This window comes from Desulforhopalus singaporensis, assembly GCF_900104445.1.
Lineage (GTDB): Bacteria > Desulfobacterota > Desulfobulbia > Desulfobulbales > Desulfocapsaceae > Desulforhopalus_A > Desulforhopalus_A singaporensis.
In genome coordinates this window covers 1-16,630 of sequence record NZ_FNJI01000040.1, presented here as the reverse complement: position 1 = coordinate 16,630, position 16,630 = coordinate 1, and the positions used below count along the sequence as shown (strand labels likewise).

Sequence of the window (16,630 nt, the reverse complement as noted above, 5' to 3'; positions counted from 1 at the left end):
ACATTCCTGTTGACCTTTCTAGAAGATTATGGGAATTGTTTCAAGTAAATAGAAGCACAATTACGGCCTGGCCCCGTCCCAGCCGCTGGCACTCCGACGGGCCTGATGTTGCCATCACCCAGAAGCACGGGAAATTCACCATGTCAAAAGAAAAAGTCTCACTGTTTATCCAGTGTCTGGTCGACACAATGTTTCCCTGGGCGGGGGAAGCGATGCTCACCGTTTTTAACCGCCTGGGCATCAGCTACCGCTATCCCGAAGACCAGACATGCTGCGGCCAGCCGGCCTACAACAGCGGTTATCGGCACCACGCAAGGGCGGCGGCCAAAAGGTTCATCGAAATATTTGACGACGCCGAAGTGATCGTATGCCCGTCCGGGTCCTGCGTCCATATGGTGCGTCACCATTACCCGGAATTATTCCGCGACGACCCGGCGATGATCAAGAGGGCTCGTGCGATCGGCGAACGTACCTTTGAATTCACGCAATATCTGGTCGACCGGCTCGGGGTAACCGATTGCGGCGGCAGGTTCCCCGCCACCGTAACCTATCACGACTCCTGCCATCTCAGCCGGGGTCTGGGGATCAAGGCCCAGCCGCGGCTTCTTCTTGAGAACGTAACGGGCGTCAACTTCATTGAAATGGTCGACAGTGATACATGTTGCGGATTCGGCGGTACTTTCGCCGTCAACTACCCGGAAATTTCCACCGCGATGGTCGACCAGAAAATAGAGCATATTCTCGCCACAAAAGCGGAGGTTGTCACCGGCTGCGACGTCAGCTGCCTGATGAACATCAAGGGCCGCCTCACCAGACGCGGAGAGGACGTGAACGTGGTGCATATAGCGGAAATTCTCGCAGGCACCGGGGAGGAGCGCAATGGGTGAAAAAACTCGCAGTCTCTATAGTGAAAAAGCGAAACAGGCCCTGGAGTCGCAACCCCTGCAGAAAGGCCTTACCGGGCTCCAGGACCGCTTCGGCAAGGGAGCGGTTAAGTACTGGCGCAACATGGAGGATCCCGGGAAGCGGGACAGGGTGAAAAAATCCCGCATGGAGTCGTTTGCAGGCCTCGACACTATCCTCGCCCAACTCGCCTCCAATATCCGTAAACGTGGAGGCCACGTCCATTTCGCTGGAGATGGCCAGGAGGCCATAGACTGCGCCCTTGAAATCGCCAGGCGAAATGGCGTCAGGAGCGTGGTGAAAGGCAAGTCGATGCTCTCCATGGAAATCAACATCGACCAGGCCCTTGAACAGGACGGCATTGAAGTCGTCGAAACCGACCTGGGAGAGTACATAGTCCAGCTGGCACAACAGCAGCCGTCGCATATTATCGCCCCGTGCATCCACCTTGACCGCAACGATATCGGCGAACTTTTTGCCGAAAAACTGGGTATTGACTACACCGACGACCCGCCCTCGCTGACCATGGCCGCGAGAAAGGCGCTGCGTGAAAAACTGCTCAACGCCGATATGGGGATTACCGGCTGCAACCTGGCCTGTGCAGAAACCGGACACATCAGCCTGGTTTCCAACGAAGGCAACATCCGCATGGCGACCACCATGCCGAAGATCCATGTAGCCTTCATGGGGATGGAGCGGGTGGCCCCGACCTTTGAGGAGCACCGGGAGACCCTTGAACTTCTGGTAAGAGCGGCAACCCAGCAGCCACTTTCCACCTATGTCAGTTTTATTGGAGGACCGGCGGGAGAAGACGACCCCGACGGCCCGGAGGAGTTTCACCTGATCATTATCGATAACGGCCGCTCGAAAATCCTCGCCTCCCCGGAATTCCGCGAAGTCCTGGCCTGCATACGCTGCGGCGCCTGTCTCAACGTCTGTCCGGTTTACGGCAAAATTGGGGGACACGCCTACAACTCAACCTATTGCGGACCAATCGGCGCAGTCATCACCCCGCTTCTATCCGGCGTCAACGAACATGCCGACCTGTGCAAGGGGGAGACGCTGTGCGGGGCGTGTCTCGATGTATGTCCGGTAAAAAACGATCTTCCCCGAATGCTGAGCGAGCTCAGGTACACCCTGGCCTACGGCAGTAACCGATGGAATGTGCGCCAGCACAATGTCAGGGAATCCTATATCTTCACCGGGTGGCAGCTGGTTGTCACCAGCAGTTTCATCTACCGTAGCCTCATCCGGCTCGCGCGGCTCATCCAGCGTCCTTTTACCAGCAAAAAGAACGGGATGGTTAGAACACTGGGCGGTTTGGCCAGGGGCTGGACCGACACCAGGGATCTTCAGCCTATTGCCAGGCAGACCTTTGGTGAGATCTGGAAGGAAAAATACGCAGACACACCTGAGACAGCAGGCGTGGCGGTTCACCACGCAGCAGGTTCTGAGCCCGACCCGGGCCGGCAACCACAACAGCCGGAACCGGTTGCCCGGGATTACAGCGAAAATTCGGTTGATCCGCTACCGCTGCTTGAAATTCTCAAGGAAAACGCAGCAAATCAGAACATCTCGGTACACAGCGCCGCCTCCTACACCGAGACAGTCGATATAATCGTCGAGCTTGTCCGGACAAAAGATCCTGAATTTTCCCACAACAAGCATATCGTCCTCCATGACCATCCCGACCTCAACCGGTTGCGGCTGTGGAAAAAATTCAACCGGGAGGCGGTGACCGTCCACACCACCTTCGCCTCCGACAAGGAGGTGCGTGCCAAAACCGGGGAATCCTTCATCGGCATAACCGCTCCTTCATACTGCATTGCCGAATCGGCAACCCTGGTTCAGCTGACCAGTCCTGGATGCCCCAGGTCAACCTCACTGGTGCCGTCCATCCATATCGCCGTAGTCCGCAAAGACAATGTCGTCGCCACCCTCAAGGACGCTTATGACCTTCTTGGCACAAAAAAAATTCCTGACAGCTTCGTGTTTATAACCGGACCATCGAAAACCGCCGATATCGAGGCGCACCTGGTACACGGCGCCCACGGTCCCCGCGAGCTGCACCTTATCGTCGTTGGCGAACCGGCGCTACCTGACCAGGGGGAAGAGTCGCTCGCGGCAACTGGGCAACAAAGTAAAACCGACCAATGATCAACCGGATATACAGATGAAAAAAGAGACAGTTTCCAAGATCACCCTGGCGGGACTGGTGGTCCTCATATCGGGCCTCTTTTTGACCATGATCCATCAGTTTCTGATGGCGATATTCATGGCCGGACTGTTTTCCGCAACGGTTATGCCGATCCAGCATTTTCTGACAAGAAAATTCGGCGGACACCAGGTGTTGGCCTCGGTGGTCATCATTGTCGGCATGGTTATGCTTGTGATGGTTCCGCTCGCCTTTCTCATTACCATCGTGATCACCCAGGCGATCGCCATCGGCCAGTCGGTGACGCCCTGGGTCCACGGATTTATTGCGGAGCCGACCACTCTGTCGGTCTATCTGGAGAAGATTCCGTTCTACGACCAGATCCTGCCCTACCGCGATGTCATCATCCACAAGGCCGGGGAGATGGTCGGCACGGTGACCACCTTTCTGGTCAACTCGCTCTCATCGTTTACCAGGGTTACGATAGAGGCGTTGTTTTCATCGGTTATCATGCTCTACGTGATGTTTTATTTCCTCAACATGGGCGACATCCTGCTGGAGCGAATACTCTACTTTCTCCCCCTGGACGACAAGAACGAGCAGCGGCTGCTGAGCCGTTTCACCTCGGTTACCAAGGCCACCCTGAAAGGAACCCTGATCATAGGATTTCTGCAGGGAACCATCTGCGGCGTAGGCTTTACCCTTGCCGGTATTGAAGGATCGGTCTTCTGGGGCGCGCTGATGGCAGTGGCGTCGATCGTTCCCGCATTCGGCACGGCCATCATCTGGCTTCCGGCCCTGGTCATCCTGGCGCTAATGGGCAATTTTACCGGGGTAATCATCCTGGCGGTTGTGTGCGGACTGATCGCCGGTAATCTCGACAACCTGGTCCGCCCCCGCCTTGTCGGCAAGGACACCGAAATGCACGACCTGTTCGTCCTCTTCGGCACACTCGGCGGCATCACCATGTTCGGCATCCTCGGGATCATCATCGGTCCGATCATCGCCGCCCTCTTCATCACCCTGTGGGAGATGTACGGCGCCACCTTCAGGGAATACCTTCCCGGAGTGGAAATGATCCTGCGCAAAAGAGCCCCCCTGGACAAACACCGGCAAGAGCGGTGAGCAGCGCCCGGGCCGGCAGAGGGGGAACGCCCATGCCGGTAGAGCATGGGCGTAGTGTCACCTTACTTCTCTTTCCAGTCGGGACGGATATGAAGTTCGGTCAGCTGCCTGCGCGATACCGAGGCGGGCGCCTCGGTAAGCGGGCAGGTCGCCTTCTGGGTTTTGGGAAATGCAATCACGTTGCGGATTGAATCGCAGCCGGTGATAAGCATCATCAGCCGGTCAAGACCGAAGGCCAGACCGCCGTGCGGCGGAGCACCGAGTTCGAGTGCCCTGAGGAGAAAACCGAATTTGGCGTTCGCCTCTTCTTCGCCGATCCCCAGTGCGTCAAGCACCCTGGCCTGGACATCGCGCCGGTGAATACGGATCGAGCCGCCGCCTATTTCGGTACCGTTAAGCACCAGGTCGTAGGCCCGGCTGTAGACTCCGGCGGGGTCGCTTTCAAGTTTTTCCAAATCTTCTTCTTTCGGCGCGGTGAAGGGATGATGCAGCGCCTGGTAACGCTTTTCCTTCTCGTCGTATTCCATGAGCGGGAAGTCGGTTATCCAGACAAACCGGAACTCGCTCTTGTCGAGCAGGTCGAGCCGTCTTGCCAGCTCAACCCGCAGTTCACCCAGCACCTGAAATACTATTTTTGCATTGTCGGCGCCGAAGAAGAGCAGATCGCCTTCAACTGCGTCGGTCGCTTTGGCGATGGTGTTTCGCTCCTCTTCAGTGAAGAACTTGGCGATTGGCGACTGCCATTCGCCGTTCTCCTTTATCTTCACCCAGGCAAGCCCCTTGGCGCCGAACTGGGTCACCCAGTCAGTGAGGACATCAAGCTCTTTCCTGGTGAACGTCGCGCACCCTTTGGCATTGATCGCCCGAACCGCTCCGCCTTTTTCAGCCACGCTCCTGAACACCTTGAAGTCGCAGGCCGCGGCGATGGCGGTCAGGTCGACCAGCTCCATGCCGAACCTGAGATCCGGCCGGTCGGTACCGAAACGGTTCATCGCCTCGTCGTAGGTCATCCGCGGGAAAGGTGGTGTAAAATCGAGCCCCAGCGTTTCCTTGAACAGAGCGGCGATCATCCCTTCGTTCACCTGCATCACCTGCTCTTCATCGACAAAACTGAGCTCCATATCGATCTGGGTGAACTCAGGCTGACGGTCGGCACGCAGGTCCTCGTCCCGGAAACATTTGACAATCTGGTAATAGCGGTCCATGCCGGCAACCATCAGCAGCTGCTTGAAAAGCTGCGGCGACTGGGGCAGGGCATAAAACTTTCCGCCGTTCACCCGGCTCGGCACCAGGTAATCCCGCGCCCCCTCGGGGGTGGAGCGGGTCAGCATCGGAGTCTCGATATCCAGGAACCCGTTGTCATTGAGATAATTGCGGATCGTCTGGACCGCCTTGTGCCGCATGACAAGGTTGGCCGTCATCTCAGGACGCCGCAGGTCGAGATACCGGTACTGCAGCCGCAGATTATCGGAAATCTCGACCTCTTCATCAAGTGGAAACGGCGGGGTTTCACTGGAGTTGAGAATCCTCAGTTCATCCACCAGGATTTCAATCTCTCCGGTCGCAAGTTTGGGGTTGGCCATATCGCCAGGCCTGGCTTCGACCCTGCCGCTAACCGCAAGCACCCATTCACTGCGCAGCTGGTGCGCCTTGGCGTGAACCTCTGGGTTTACCTCCGGATTAAATACAATCTGAGTAATGCCGTCCCGGTCGCGAAGATCAATAAAGATTACCCCGCCGTGATCACGTCTGCGCAGGACCCAGCCCATGAGGGTTACCGCTTCCCCAATATTTTCCTTACCGAGATCATTGCAAAAATGAGTCCGGCGTAATTGTCCCATTGATTCCATTGTGTTTACGTATGTTAAAGTAGTAGGTTATTGTTGGAGGCGATTGACGATGGCAGTCGCCGACAGCTCGACGTCCACCTGTTCCGCGTCCCTGTTTTTCATATCCCGCAGGAGTCCCTTGCCTTTTTCCAGCTCACTCTCGCCGATGATCAGCGTATAACGGGCATTGGCCTTGTCCGCCTGCTTCATCTGGCTCTTGAGGCTCTTTCCTTCGTGGTCCATGGCAACCGACCAGCCCTCTTTCCTGAGCTGGTGGGCCAGCCGGTACCCGGAAAGCGCCCCCGGCTCCCCGATCCCGGCAATATACAGATCGATTTCTGCAGATTCCAGAACACTTTTCTGCTGCTGCAACAGAAGAACTATGCGTTCCACACCCATGGCAAAGCCGATGCCGGGTGAGTTTTTGGGACCGCCCAGCTCCTCGATCAGGCCGTCATAGCGCCCCCCCGCGGCGACCGCCGACTGTGCCCCCAGGTCTCCGGTGATAAATTCGAAGGTGGTTTTGCAGTAGTAGTCGAGACCGCGTACCATGAACTTGTTGAGGCTGTACTCTATATTCAGCATTTCCAGCCCCTTCTGCACATTGTCAAAATGGGTGCGGCACCCCTGGCAGAGATGATCCTGTACCGACGGCGCGGATTTGATCTGCTCCCGGCATCCGGGAACCTTGCAGTCAAGCACTCTCAGGGGATTGGTGTGCGCCCTGCGCTTGCAGTCGCTGCACAGGTTGTCCAGCCGGGTTGTTATGTAATCGATCAGTATCTTCCTGTATCCCGGCCGGCATTCAGGACACCCGAGGGAATTGAGCTCAAGGCTGACATCTATGCCGAGTTCATTAAAAAACAGCGCTCCCATTGCCATCAGCTCGGCATCGACCAGGCTGTTCTCAGAGCCCAGCACCTCGACATCAAGCTGGTGAAACTGCCTGAGACGGCCTTTCTGCGGACGTTCGTGACGAAACATCGGTCCTATGGTAAAAAGACGCTGTACCGGCTTTTTCGCATACAGACCGTTCTCTATGTAGGCCCGCAGCATCGAGGCCGTCGCTTCCGGCCTCATGGTTATCTTCTTGTCGGGAAAAGTGTACATCTCTTTTTCGACGATATCGGTGGTCTCGCCGATAGAGCGTGCAAAAAGCTCCGTCGCCTCCAGGATCGGCATCCTGATTTCGCTGAAGTTGAACCGCTCGAAAACGCTTCTTGCGGTCTTGTCAATGAAATTCCACAGTTCAATTTCATCGGGGACAATATCTTTAAACCCTTTTAGAGCTTTTATCTTCAAAATAATCTCCAAATCTCAAAGTGGCCGTTCTGCTGATTCAGTGCAAATGAAAAATCTCGAATTTAACCGCAATTTTCCTGCTTTGTCAAGCAAGTGCCCGAAAAATACCGGTGCCGATCTCAAAATTTTCCTGACAAAACAGCGAGATCATAAAAACAATTCCGTAATATTTTTACTATTCCTACCATGATCCTTTCCTTGACAAATAGGGACAAGAAGTGCATTATCTGTTCTCGTACGTTTATCAGATCTTTTAAAAGGAGTTCTCAAATCAATGAAGTTACCTTCTCTTAACATTGCTAACCTCAAAGCTTCATTCCCGCTTATCCAGGGAGGAATGTCTGTCCGCGTCTCCACCTCAGCCCTTGCCATCCCGGTAGCAAACTGCGGCGGCATCGGAGTCATCGGCGGTTCAGGCATCCCACCCGAAGAGCTCCATGAAGATATCATAAAAGCTAAATCGGCCACCGACGGCATCATCGCGGTGAACATAATGTACGCGATGAAGGATTTCTACAACCTGGTCATGAGCTCAATAGATGCCGGGGTAGACATGATTATAACCGGAGCTGGTTTCTCCCGCGATATATTCAAAATCGGCAAAGAGCACAACACCCCGATCGTTATGATCGTCAGCTCCCCGACCCTTGCCAAGCTGGCGGAAAAACTCGGGGCATCGGCGGTTATTGTCGAAGCCAAGGAAGCGGGCGGACATCTTGGAACCGACAAGCCCCTTCGCGAGATTTTCCCGCTCATCCGCAAAGTCATCAAGAAGATTCCCCTCATCGCCGCCGGCGGCATCACCAACGGTTACGAAATGGCGGAATTGATGGACACCTACGGCGCCGACGGAGTGCAGATAGCTTCAAGGTTCGTATTGAGCGAAGAGTGCGACGTCGCCGATGAATACAAGCAGGCATTTCTCAACGCCAGACAGCAAGATATTGTCATCACCACCTCACCAGTTGGTCTGCCGGGCAGGGCTATCAATACCGATTTTGTCAGAAAGATGAATGCAGGCGAAGACATGAGCACCAAGAAATGTCCGCATCTGTGCCTGAAAAAATGCGACCACCACTACTGCATCAACGAGAGACTGATGCTGGCAAAGGACGGCAACGTCAATGAAGGACTGGTATTCAGCGGCGAAAACACGTTCAAGATGAACAAGATACTTCCGGTGGCCGAAATATTCAGGCGTTTCAAGAAACAGGCGGAATCCGTTTACAAGGAAGGAATCGGCTTCAACCCTCTCTCCTCCTGACCCTCAGTCATGTCACCATCTTCGCAGGACAATCCAGCGCAGGAAGCCGTCCAGGGCTCCTGCGCGGCTGTTATCATTGCTCCGGAAAACCACCCGATAACCGAAAGTCAGATCGACAGGGACGCGCTGTTTGTTCTTAGAAAACTTGACAAGGCCGGGTTTTCCGGTTACCTGGTCGGCGGGGGAGTCCGCGATCTCTATCTTGGCAAAACCCCCAAGGATTTTGACATCAGCACCGACGCCCGCCCGGGACAGCTGCGCAAACTTTTTCCCCACAGCAACACCATAGGCCGGCGTTTCAGGCTTGTCCAGGTCTTCTTCAAGGGCGGAAAAACCATCGAGGTGAGCACCCTTCGCTCCATGAGCGAACACGATCTCGACGGCCCCGAGACGGTACTGGCGCCCAACAACACCTTCGGCACCCTGCATGAAGACGCCAGGCGAAGAGACCTGACCATCAATTCGCTTTTCTACGAAATAAACAACCACACCATAATCGACTACGTCAACGGAAGCAGGGATCTCGAACAAGCGATAATCAGGATTGTTGGGGACCCGGAAAAGAGAATATCCAGAGATCCGGTGCGAATGATGCGGGCCATCCGGCACGGGGCGAGAAACAACTTTTCCATAGAAGAGAAAACCTGGAACGCCATCTGTGCCGGCAGCGAAAAGCTCGCCCTCTGCCCCTCTTCAAGACTGCGCGATGAATTTTTAAAAGACCTTTACAGCGGCGCTTCCGCGCCCTGGTTCAGTCTGGCGCTGAAATCGAAAATCTATTTTTCGCTGTTCCCGCTTTACAAAAAATTCCTCACCACCAACTCCCCGGACAACCCGACGGCAAAAATGCTTGAGGATATCTACAGGACCATAGACAGGATTAACAACCTCTGTGTTGAGCAAGGTGTCCACCGGCAGAAAGACTTTTTTCTTATCGCCCTCACCCTGATCCCATGGGTGCAGGCAAAATACCAGCTCCTGAGCACCTTCAGAAAGGGTGCCACTCTTTTTAACCTGGGCAAACAGATCAGGGAAGAGCTGGACCGGAGCATAGGGACAGATCTCAACCTTCGCCGATCCCTCAGACAGGAACTGGTCAACCTGCTGCTCAACCTGGCGCAGTTTATCCACAACAGACAAAAAGGCGGCTGGCCGAAATGGCTCAAGAGAAAAAGCTACTTTAAGAAATCCCTGCTCTTTTATCTTATCTACCAGGAAGCAACAACCGGGATCGAGGTCAAGCCGGAACAGCTTGGCGTATCGCCTGCTTCCGTGGACCTCCCGAAAGACAATCACCCGGAACCCGCTGCAGACAGTCAGAAAATCAAGCCGGCCTTTGCCAGAAACACCAAGGGCGGCGTTTTTGGCTTCAGAAAATAGCGACTGGCACCTAGACCGCACGCAGAACAGAACCGGGCGAGAGGTTCAACAAGTGGTGCTACCCACCGGTGCAGCACCACTCACTTGCAAGCGTTATTATTTTAAGCTTTCGAGCGCTTCTTTTTTCTCCGCCTGGGCCTGGACCGCGGTAATGGCGACCGTGTTGACTATATCGGCTACCAAACACCCCCGGGAAAGATCGTTTACCGGTCTTCTCAGCCCCTGCAGAACGGGACCGACGGCTACCGCTCCGGCAGATCTCTGTACCGCCTTGTAGGTGTTGTTGCCGGTATTCAGGTCGGGAAACACAAAGACAGTCGCCCTGCCGGCCACTTTGCTGTCAGGCATCTTGGTCCTGGCGACCTCCATATCCACCGCCGCGTCGTACTGTATGGGCCCTTCTATCTCCAGACCGGGAAAGGAACCGATGGCCTTGGCTTTTTCCCTGGCAATCTGGGTCGCCAGCCTCACCTTTTCCACCTGCTGTCCCTTCCCTGAGTGGCCGGAAGAATAGGAAAGCATCGCCACCAGCGGCTTTATCCCGAAAAGAACCGCGGTCTTGGCCGAGCTGAGCGCAATTTCCGCGAGCTGCTCGGCGGTCGGGTCGGGATTGATCGCGCAATCACCGTAGGCCAGCACCCTATCGTTGAGACACATGAGGAAAACGGAGGAGACAACGGAACACCCCGGCTTGGTCTTGATAAACTGAAAGGCCGGACGAATCGTATCGGCGGTGGTGTGCGCCGCACCCGAGACCATGCCGTCGGCATGCCCCTTGTAGATCATCATGGTTCCAAAATAGTTCAGGTCCACCATCAGATCCCTGGCAACATCCCGGGTAACGCCCTTGTCTTTTCTCAGCTGGTAGTAGGTCTCGGAATAATCATCGAGATATTCGGACTGTCGCGGGTCGATTATCATCGCCTTTTCAAGGTGGAGGGCCAGACTGCTGATTCGATCGTAAATTTTCTCTTTTCTGCCGAGAATCGTCAAATTGACGACTTCACGCCGCAGGAGAATTTCCGCAGCCTTAAGCACCCTGTCTGTTTCCCCCTCGGGAAGAACGATATGCTGCTTGTCCATCTTGGCCCGCTGCAGCAGCTGCGACTCAAACATTTTCGGGGTAACTATGGTCGACTTGGACTTGATGATTTTGTCACTGAGCTCATCCATATCGATGTGCCGCTCAAACACCGCCAGGGCCTGGGTAATTTTCCTGGTGTTGTCGGGAGTTATAGCCGCATGAATATTGTCCACCCTGATCGCGGACTCAAAGGTATTTTCATTGACGGCGATAATCGGCACGGAATCCCTGAACCCTTCGATCACCTTCTGGACCGACCCTTCGGGCACCAGTCCGCCGGTCAGCATAATTCCGGAAATATTCGGCATGGTCATCGACTCAACCGCCGCAAGGCAGGCCAGGATAACATCGGAGCGGTCCCCCGGGGTGATGATCAGCGTTCCGTAATCGATCCTTTCCAGCAGATTTCGCAACTGCATCGCGGCAATGGTAAAGCTCCTGACATGCCGGGTCAGGCTGTTTTCCCCGTAGAGAATCTCCGCATTGAGCAGCCGGGCCACTTCCCCCACCGAAGGGTTGCCAAGGTTCTCGTCATTGGCGATAATATAGACGAGTTTTTTCCCGACAATATCATCTTTTAGCAGCTGCGTCCGGACCTTTTCCACAGCAGTGGGATAGACCCTGTTCACGATGGTACCGACAATGTCACAGCTCCTTTCCGACAACGATTCGTAGTACAGTTTTATCGACCGTACAAGTTCGTCGATGGTTTTGCCCCGCCCCCCGGCGACCAGCAGCACTGGGGCTCCGAGGTTATTGCTGATATCAACGTTGATATCGAAATCAAAAGAAGCTGTCGCACCTTCAAGCTCGGCCCCCTCGCAGAGAACGAAATCCGCTCGCTCCGCAAGATTGTTGAATTTGGCGAGAATTCCCTCCTGCATCTCCTCATACTTGCCAAGAGCAATGAGCTGGCTCGCCTCGCTGACGCTGTAGGCATACATCTCCTCATACTTGAAACAGAGATTGTACTGCGACTTGACAAGATTGATGGTGTTGTCTCTTCCCTTGTTTGGGCAGTCCTCAATAAGAGGACGAAAGAATGCGACCTTTTTGATATTTCTGGTCAACAACTCCATAAGGCCGAGAATAATCGCCGATTTTCCCGTCCGGACCTCGGTTCCAGCTACATATAATTTATTTGCCATGACTTTCTCTTGTTTACATCTCAAGTCATGATGACAGGACGGCCAGGTCCCGTACATCGACTACAGCCCCGCAATGCGCATAATGCGTCTTCTTATCATACGCCGGGTTCTATCAGGGTTAGCGAGTATACCTGACGACTCCCTGTTTTGCCAGCTTTCCTCTTTACAATTTTCACGTAAAATCAAGGTCTCCTTTTAACTAGAGTTATTGTAGGCACTTATCGCTGACCAGTTTTAAGAATCTGTTTTTTAAAGATATTTTATATAGACAAAGTACTTCTCTAATCTTCCGCCCCCATACCGCCAAAACATCCCTTTCACCCCTGCAGTCCAACCTGCGGGGACGACACCAATGCTTGGCTGCGGTTTTACCCTGTTCAGGCCACGGCCTGAAATCCAGGATGAAACAGGACTGAACCGCGGGGCACCTCCCTGCCAAACGGCAGCGCCAGGAAGAACTCCTGCGGGATCCCCTCATACACCAGCTGCCGGTGGTTGATAAAACCGAACCGGTTGTAATAAGCGGGATCTCCCACCAGTACACATCCTTTGCCGCCAGCCTCCTTGAGAATGCCAAGCCCCTCGTTAATCATTGCCATGCCGATCCCCTGGCGCTGATAATCCGGCAACACGGAAACCGGCCCCAACCCGTACCAGCCGCCGGTACCATCGGCAACAGTCACCGGCGAAAAGGCGATATGCCCGACAATTTTTTCGCCAATCTCCGCAACCAGGGATACGGTGAGCGCCTTGGCATCCCGCAGGGCGCGTACGATGAACTGCTCGGTGTGGCTGCTTATGGCAAGAGTTTTAAAAGCGGCGATCGTCACCGCGGCTATAACCTCAGCATCTTCACTTCTCTCTTTTCTTATAATTACCTCCGGTTTTTTCGACATAACCAATCTGTTCCCTTTTTATGCAAAAGCGTTTTCACGGTTCCGGACAGACAAAGCGTCGACCACGGGACACAAAGAAAGAATGATCGCCCACTCCCCGAATCGCCCCGGCAAAGTTGGCATTACAAACTCAACACATGTGCATTATTATAGAATATTTTCGACACCTTAACTACAACAATGTCGTGAGTACAGGATTTTTTTCATTGCTTCGCGTGACCAGTACCGGCAATGATCCCCGGCAAAAGCATGGTGTCTTGAGGCCCCCTCCTGTCCACGCCCGGCTATGACATGCGCTTTAGCAACCACGCAACAACCGGCAGGACTTGCTGTTGCAAGAGATGGTGATATAATCGAGATGATGGCGCGAACCGTCGAGTCACCAGCAAGATCAGCTACGCCAAACGTCTTAACAGAGCTGAAATATTTGCGGGGCCGGGCGCGAAGAAGCAGCTGCAGATAAAGAGAAACTATCCTGGGCTGCCAGCCATAACCGCAGCCTTGCCGGTACTGCCATAACAGGAAAAACCGGCGACGTTTTGTTTTGCCTTGGTACCTTTTTAAACTCAACACATACTCTGACCTGACCATTTTCACGATGAACAGACCCAACCGACCCGATACCGTTATTTTCGATATCGGCGGGGTGCTTCTCGACTGGGACCCACGCCATCTCTACCGGAAATTATTCACCGATGAAATGGAAATGGAAACGTTTCTTACGGATATCTGTTCACCGCAGTGGAACGCAAGGCTCGAAGCCGGGCTGAGTGCGGCCCAAGGAGTAAGCGAGCTCACTACAATCTATCCCGACCATGCGGAATTGATAACTGCCTGGGACCAACGCTCGGCTGAGTTCATCGCAGGCCCGATTGAGCAGACCGTGAAGTTAGTGGAGCAACTCCACCGGACCGGTGTCGAACTCTACGCCCTGACCAACTGGTCTGCGGAAAATTTTGATCTTGTCAGGAAACGTTTCGCCTTTTTCAACTGCTTTAAAACCATTGTGGTCTCAGGCGAGGTCGGCCTGCTCAAGCCCAACCCTGAAATTTACCAACTACTGCTCGAACGAATCGACAAGAAACCTCAACAGTGCCTGTTTATAGACGACAATAAAGCCAATGTGGAGGCCGCCGACAACCTGGGCTTTCATACAATCCATTTCACCGACGCCCTGGACCTCAGGCAACATCTCATCCGTGATGGATTCGGTGTCGGCAGCTTATGAGAGGTTGGAATATCCGGGTTCCTGTCGGTTAAACACCAAATTTCACCGTTGGCCAGCCGACCCGCAACGGCAGAAGACCACGCCATAAGCCGCCGGAGAAGCAATCCTGGCCACGGCGATCATCCTGCAAAAGGGGCCGGAAGTTGAGCAAGAAAAGGCACCGTCTGCTGCCGTTGTAATCCTGAGAGTATTCCCCCACTCACCTTGGCTGCAGTCGTGGGTTCAACATATTCGGTATTGGAACAATACTAGTGATGGTTTGATGAAACCAGGAAAGCGGTAGTACTCGCATTGCATAAAATAAAAATATCGCCGGACCTTTTGCCCGCTGGCCTGGTTGCCGGCAGACTCAAATCAATCATTTTTTATTCACAATTCCATAGATTCATTTGATAGATTAGCAGTCATATCCTACAATGTAGTATCCTGTGTTATAGGTTTGCCCGCTTAGCTAAGGGTAAATAGCGGACAGACAGAACCGATTCAGCATGCTACACATAAACTTGTAAAGGAGGCACTATGAACTTAAAACTGTTGCTGTTTATCTTGTTAAACTCCTGTTTTTTATTATCATCTACCACTTTCGCAAATGACTATGTTGGTTCCGAGAAGTGCTTCGACTGTCACTCCGAACAGTACAATAAATGGCAGGCATCGGGGCACCCTTGGAAACTTCGCAAGGTTGAAAAAGCCAGATATGCAAAACTACCACTGCCACCGGGATACAGCTGGGACGATATCTCATACGTCATAGGAGGAGCCAATAAAAAAGCCAGATTTATAGATAAGGATGGCTTTATTATCACAGCAGCCAAGGACGGCTCTGAAGCAAAAACCCAGTACAACATCGAGGATGGAAGCTGGTCATTTTACCACAAGGGAGAAAAGAAACCCTATGCATGCGGTCCCTGTCATATGACCGCCTATTCACCAGAAGGACATCAAGACAACCTGGAGGGCATGGTAGGTACCTGGGCGGAAGATGGGATCACATGTGAGGAATGCCATGGCCCCGGCATGGAGCATCTTCGCAATCCGGTAAAAACAACAATCAAGAAAATCACTGAAGTGGACTTATGCGGCAAATGCCATCAACGAGGCGGTACCGGTCCAGAACCACCCGCAAGTAAGGGTTTTATCCGTCACCACGAGCAGATTAATGAGTTGAAAGCAGGTGCCCACGGAGACCTCTCTTGTGTAGAGTGCCATAATCCCCATGAACGTGCTATTTTAGTGAAAAAGAACCTCTGTGCTGATTGCCATGGAGATATCGCTGCAAGCTATGCAGCGACGTTACACGGTAAACAGGGGACGGAATGTATCGAGTGTCATATGCCAAAGGCCAGCAAATCGGCAATAAGTGTTGCCAGCTACACTGGAGATGTGCGCACACATATTGTCAAGATCAATACCGCAGCAGATGCCAATATGTTCAAAGAGGTTGAAAAAGACGGCAAAAAAACTACCTACGCCAAGGGTTTTGTGACAGTGGAATATACTTGCCTGAGTTGTCACGGCAGTAGGGACAAAGCATGGGCGTCAAAGTACGCAACGCATTTTCACGGCAACAAATAATACTTCCCGTAGAATCTAATAAAAAAGAAACACCCGCAATGCCTACTGCCTTTGCGGGTGTTTTCATTTTTCGGCGAAAGAGACAGGTCTGAGTTCATCGCACCAAGCGTAGTGCTCAAGAGCTTGGTTAAATACTTTCAGTATTAAATACTGGGTGTCTATTAACAGTTGATATCACTTTCAACAAGAAAAGGGTTCCAGCCAATCGGCTGAAACCCTTTGAAAATGGTCGGGAAGAGAGGATTTGAACCTCCGACCCCAGCGTCCCGAAGGATGCTCTCTCAACATGTATTTACAGGGATTGCGACGTTTTATTGAGGCAAACATGCCCCAAGGTTTCTTAACAGTGGAATTTGGCAGCAGTGTCATCAATAAAAACATATATAAACAATGACTTAATTTAAAATAGTTCAGATCAGGCCCTCCTTTTAAGCAGCCTTGAGCAACTCAACAATTTCTCATTCTTCCTCGTCATAGTGTCTTGATTCCCCTGACTTTAGCCACCACGGATCAATCCTCTTGTATCCATTACATTCATTTTCCGGTAGTGCTCTTTCTTGGCTATCAGTATCATCGCTCACCCTTTCCGCATTTTTTCAGATAGTTCTTTAGCCCGATTACCAACTTGTTTTGCCCAGCTATTCCCGATGTAAATCTAAGTCATTGAAATTGCGCCATTCGGTAAAATCATCTTTCGTAAACATTTAATATGAAGTATGAACTTAATCTATTGAAATAATG

At 53.0% G+C, this 16,630-nt stretch carries 11 protein-coding genes; 7 read left to right on the top strand and 4 right to left on the bottom strand.

Annotated elements, in window-relative coordinates:
• The first annotated feature begins 140 nt into the window (after positions 1-140).
• Genes BLQ17_RS19155 through BLQ17_RS19145 form a run of 3 tightly spaced genes read left to right on the top strand, consistent with a single transcriptional unit; the run spans position 141 to position 4,183 of the window.
• Positions 141-887: a (Fe-S)-binding protein gene (locus BLQ17_RS19155; RefSeq protein WP_092225765.1), complete on the top strand. Its 747-nt coding sequence runs from the start codon at positions 141-143 to the stop codon at positions 885-887.
• Positions 880-3,060, top strand: coding sequence for an LUD domain-containing protein (locus BLQ17_RS19150; protein ID WP_092225764.1), 2,181 nt, complete (start codon positions 880-882; stop codon positions 3,058-3,060). Before BLQ17_RS19155 ends, BLQ17_RS19150 begins: the two co-directional genes overlap by 8 nt.
• A 16-nt stretch (positions 3,061-3,076) precedes the next feature.
• Positions 3,077-4,183 carry an AI-2E family transporter gene (locus tag BLQ17_RS19145; protein WP_092225763.1) on the top strand — a complete coding sequence of 369 codons (1,107 nt, stop codon included), beginning with the start codon at positions 3,077-3,079 and terminating at the stop codon, positions 4,181-4,183.
• 62 nt (positions 4,184-4,245) lie between these two features.
• Here the strand turns inward: BLQ17_RS19145 and aspS are convergent, their stop codons facing one another.
• Together aspS and hisS are read right to left on the bottom strand one after the other, a co-directional pair.
• A complete protein-coding gene (aspS, locus tag BLQ17_RS19140) occupies positions 4,246-6,033 on the bottom strand; it encodes an aspartate--tRNA ligase (RefSeq protein ID WP_092225762.1) in 1,788 nt (595 codons plus the stop codon).
• A 27-nt stretch (positions 6,034-6,060) separates the two neighbouring features.
• Positions 6,061-7,314: a histidine--tRNA ligase gene (gene hisS, locus BLQ17_RS19135; protein WP_092225778.1), complete on the bottom strand. Its 1,254-nt coding sequence runs from the start codon at positions 7,312-7,314 to the stop codon at positions 6,061-6,063.
• Between the two features lie 274 nt (positions 7,315-7,588).
• Between hisS and BLQ17_RS19130 the strand changes: the two genes are divergently transcribed.
• Positions 7,589-8,578, top strand: coding sequence for an NAD(P)H-dependent flavin oxidoreductase (locus BLQ17_RS19130; RefSeq protein ID WP_092225761.1), 990 nt, complete (start codon positions 7,589-7,591; stop codon positions 8,576-8,578).
• 9 nt (positions 8,579-8,587) lie between these two features.
• Positions 8,588-9,958, top strand: a complete 1,371-nt coding sequence (locus tag BLQ17_RS19125) for a tRNA nucleotidyltransferase/poly(A) polymerase-related protein (protein ID WP_092225760.1) — start codon at positions 8,588-8,590, stop codon at positions 9,956-9,958.
• 96 nt (positions 9,959-10,054) lie between these two features.
• On the opposite strand, the gene pta is transcribed toward BLQ17_RS19125, so the two are convergent.
• Positions 10,055-12,190 (bottom strand): phosphate acetyltransferase, encoded by a 2,136-nt coding sequence (gene pta, locus BLQ17_RS19120; RefSeq protein ID WP_092225759.1) that lies wholly within the window; start codon positions 12,188-12,190, stop codon positions 10,055-10,057.
• A gap of 377 nt (positions 12,191-12,567) precedes the next feature.
• Entirely contained in the window at positions 12,568-13,086 is a 519-nt protein-coding gene (locus tag BLQ17_RS19115; protein WP_092225758.1) for a GNAT family N-acetyltransferase, read from the bottom strand.
• Positions 13,087-13,684: 598 nt separating this feature from the next.
• Between BLQ17_RS19115 and BLQ17_RS19110 the strand changes: the two genes are divergently transcribed.
• Both BLQ17_RS19110 and BLQ17_RS19105 read left to right on the top strand, forming a co-directional pair.
• On the top strand, positions 13,685-14,314 hold the full coding sequence (locus BLQ17_RS19110; protein ID WP_092225777.1) for an HAD family hydrolase: 630 nt from the start codon (positions 13,685-13,687) through the stop codon (positions 14,312-14,314).
• A 519-nt stretch (positions 14,315-14,833) separates the two neighbouring features.
• Entirely contained in the window at positions 14,834-15,889 is a 1,056-nt protein-coding gene (locus BLQ17_RS19105) for a cytochrome c3 family protein (RefSeq protein ID WP_092225757.1), read from the top strand.
• Positions 15,890-16,630: the final 741 nt, after the last annotated feature.

Coding starts and splice junctions, on each gene's coding strand:
- aspS (WP_092225762.1), bottom strand. CDS start 6,033: ATGGAATCAATGGGACAATTACGCCGGACTCATTTTTGCAATGATCTC.
- BLQ17_RS19145 (WP_092225763.1), top strand. CDS start 3,077: ATGAAAAAAGAGACAGTTTCCAAGATCACCCTGGCGGGACTGGTGGTC.
- BLQ17_RS19110 (WP_092225777.1), top strand. CDS start 13,685: ATGAACAGACCCAACCGACCCGATACCGTTATTTTCGATATCGGCGGG.
- BLQ17_RS19150 (WP_092225764.1), top strand. CDS start 880: ATGGGTGAAAAAACTCGCAGTCTCTATAGTGAAAAAGCGAAACAGGCC.
- BLQ17_RS19105 (WP_092225757.1), top strand. CDS start 14,834: ATGAACTTAAAACTGTTGCTGTTTATCTTGTTAAACTCCTGTTTTTTA.
- BLQ17_RS19115 (WP_092225758.1), bottom strand. CDS start 13,086: ATGTCGAAAAAACCGGAGGTAATTATAAGAAAAGAGAGAAGTGAAGAT.
- BLQ17_RS19130 (WP_092225761.1), top strand. CDS start 7,589: ATGAAGTTACCTTCTCTTAACATTGCTAACCTCAAAGCTTCATTCCCG.
- pta (WP_092225759.1), bottom strand. CDS start 12,190: ATGGCAAATAAATTATATGTAGCTGGAACCGAGGTCCGGACGGGAAAA.
- BLQ17_RS19125 (WP_092225760.1), top strand. CDS start 8,588: ATGTCACCATCTTCGCAGGACAATCCAGCGCAGGAAGCCGTCCAGGGC.
- BLQ17_RS19155 (WP_092225765.1), top strand. CDS start 141: ATGTCAAAAGAAAAAGTCTCACTGTTTATCCAGTGTCTGGTCGACACA.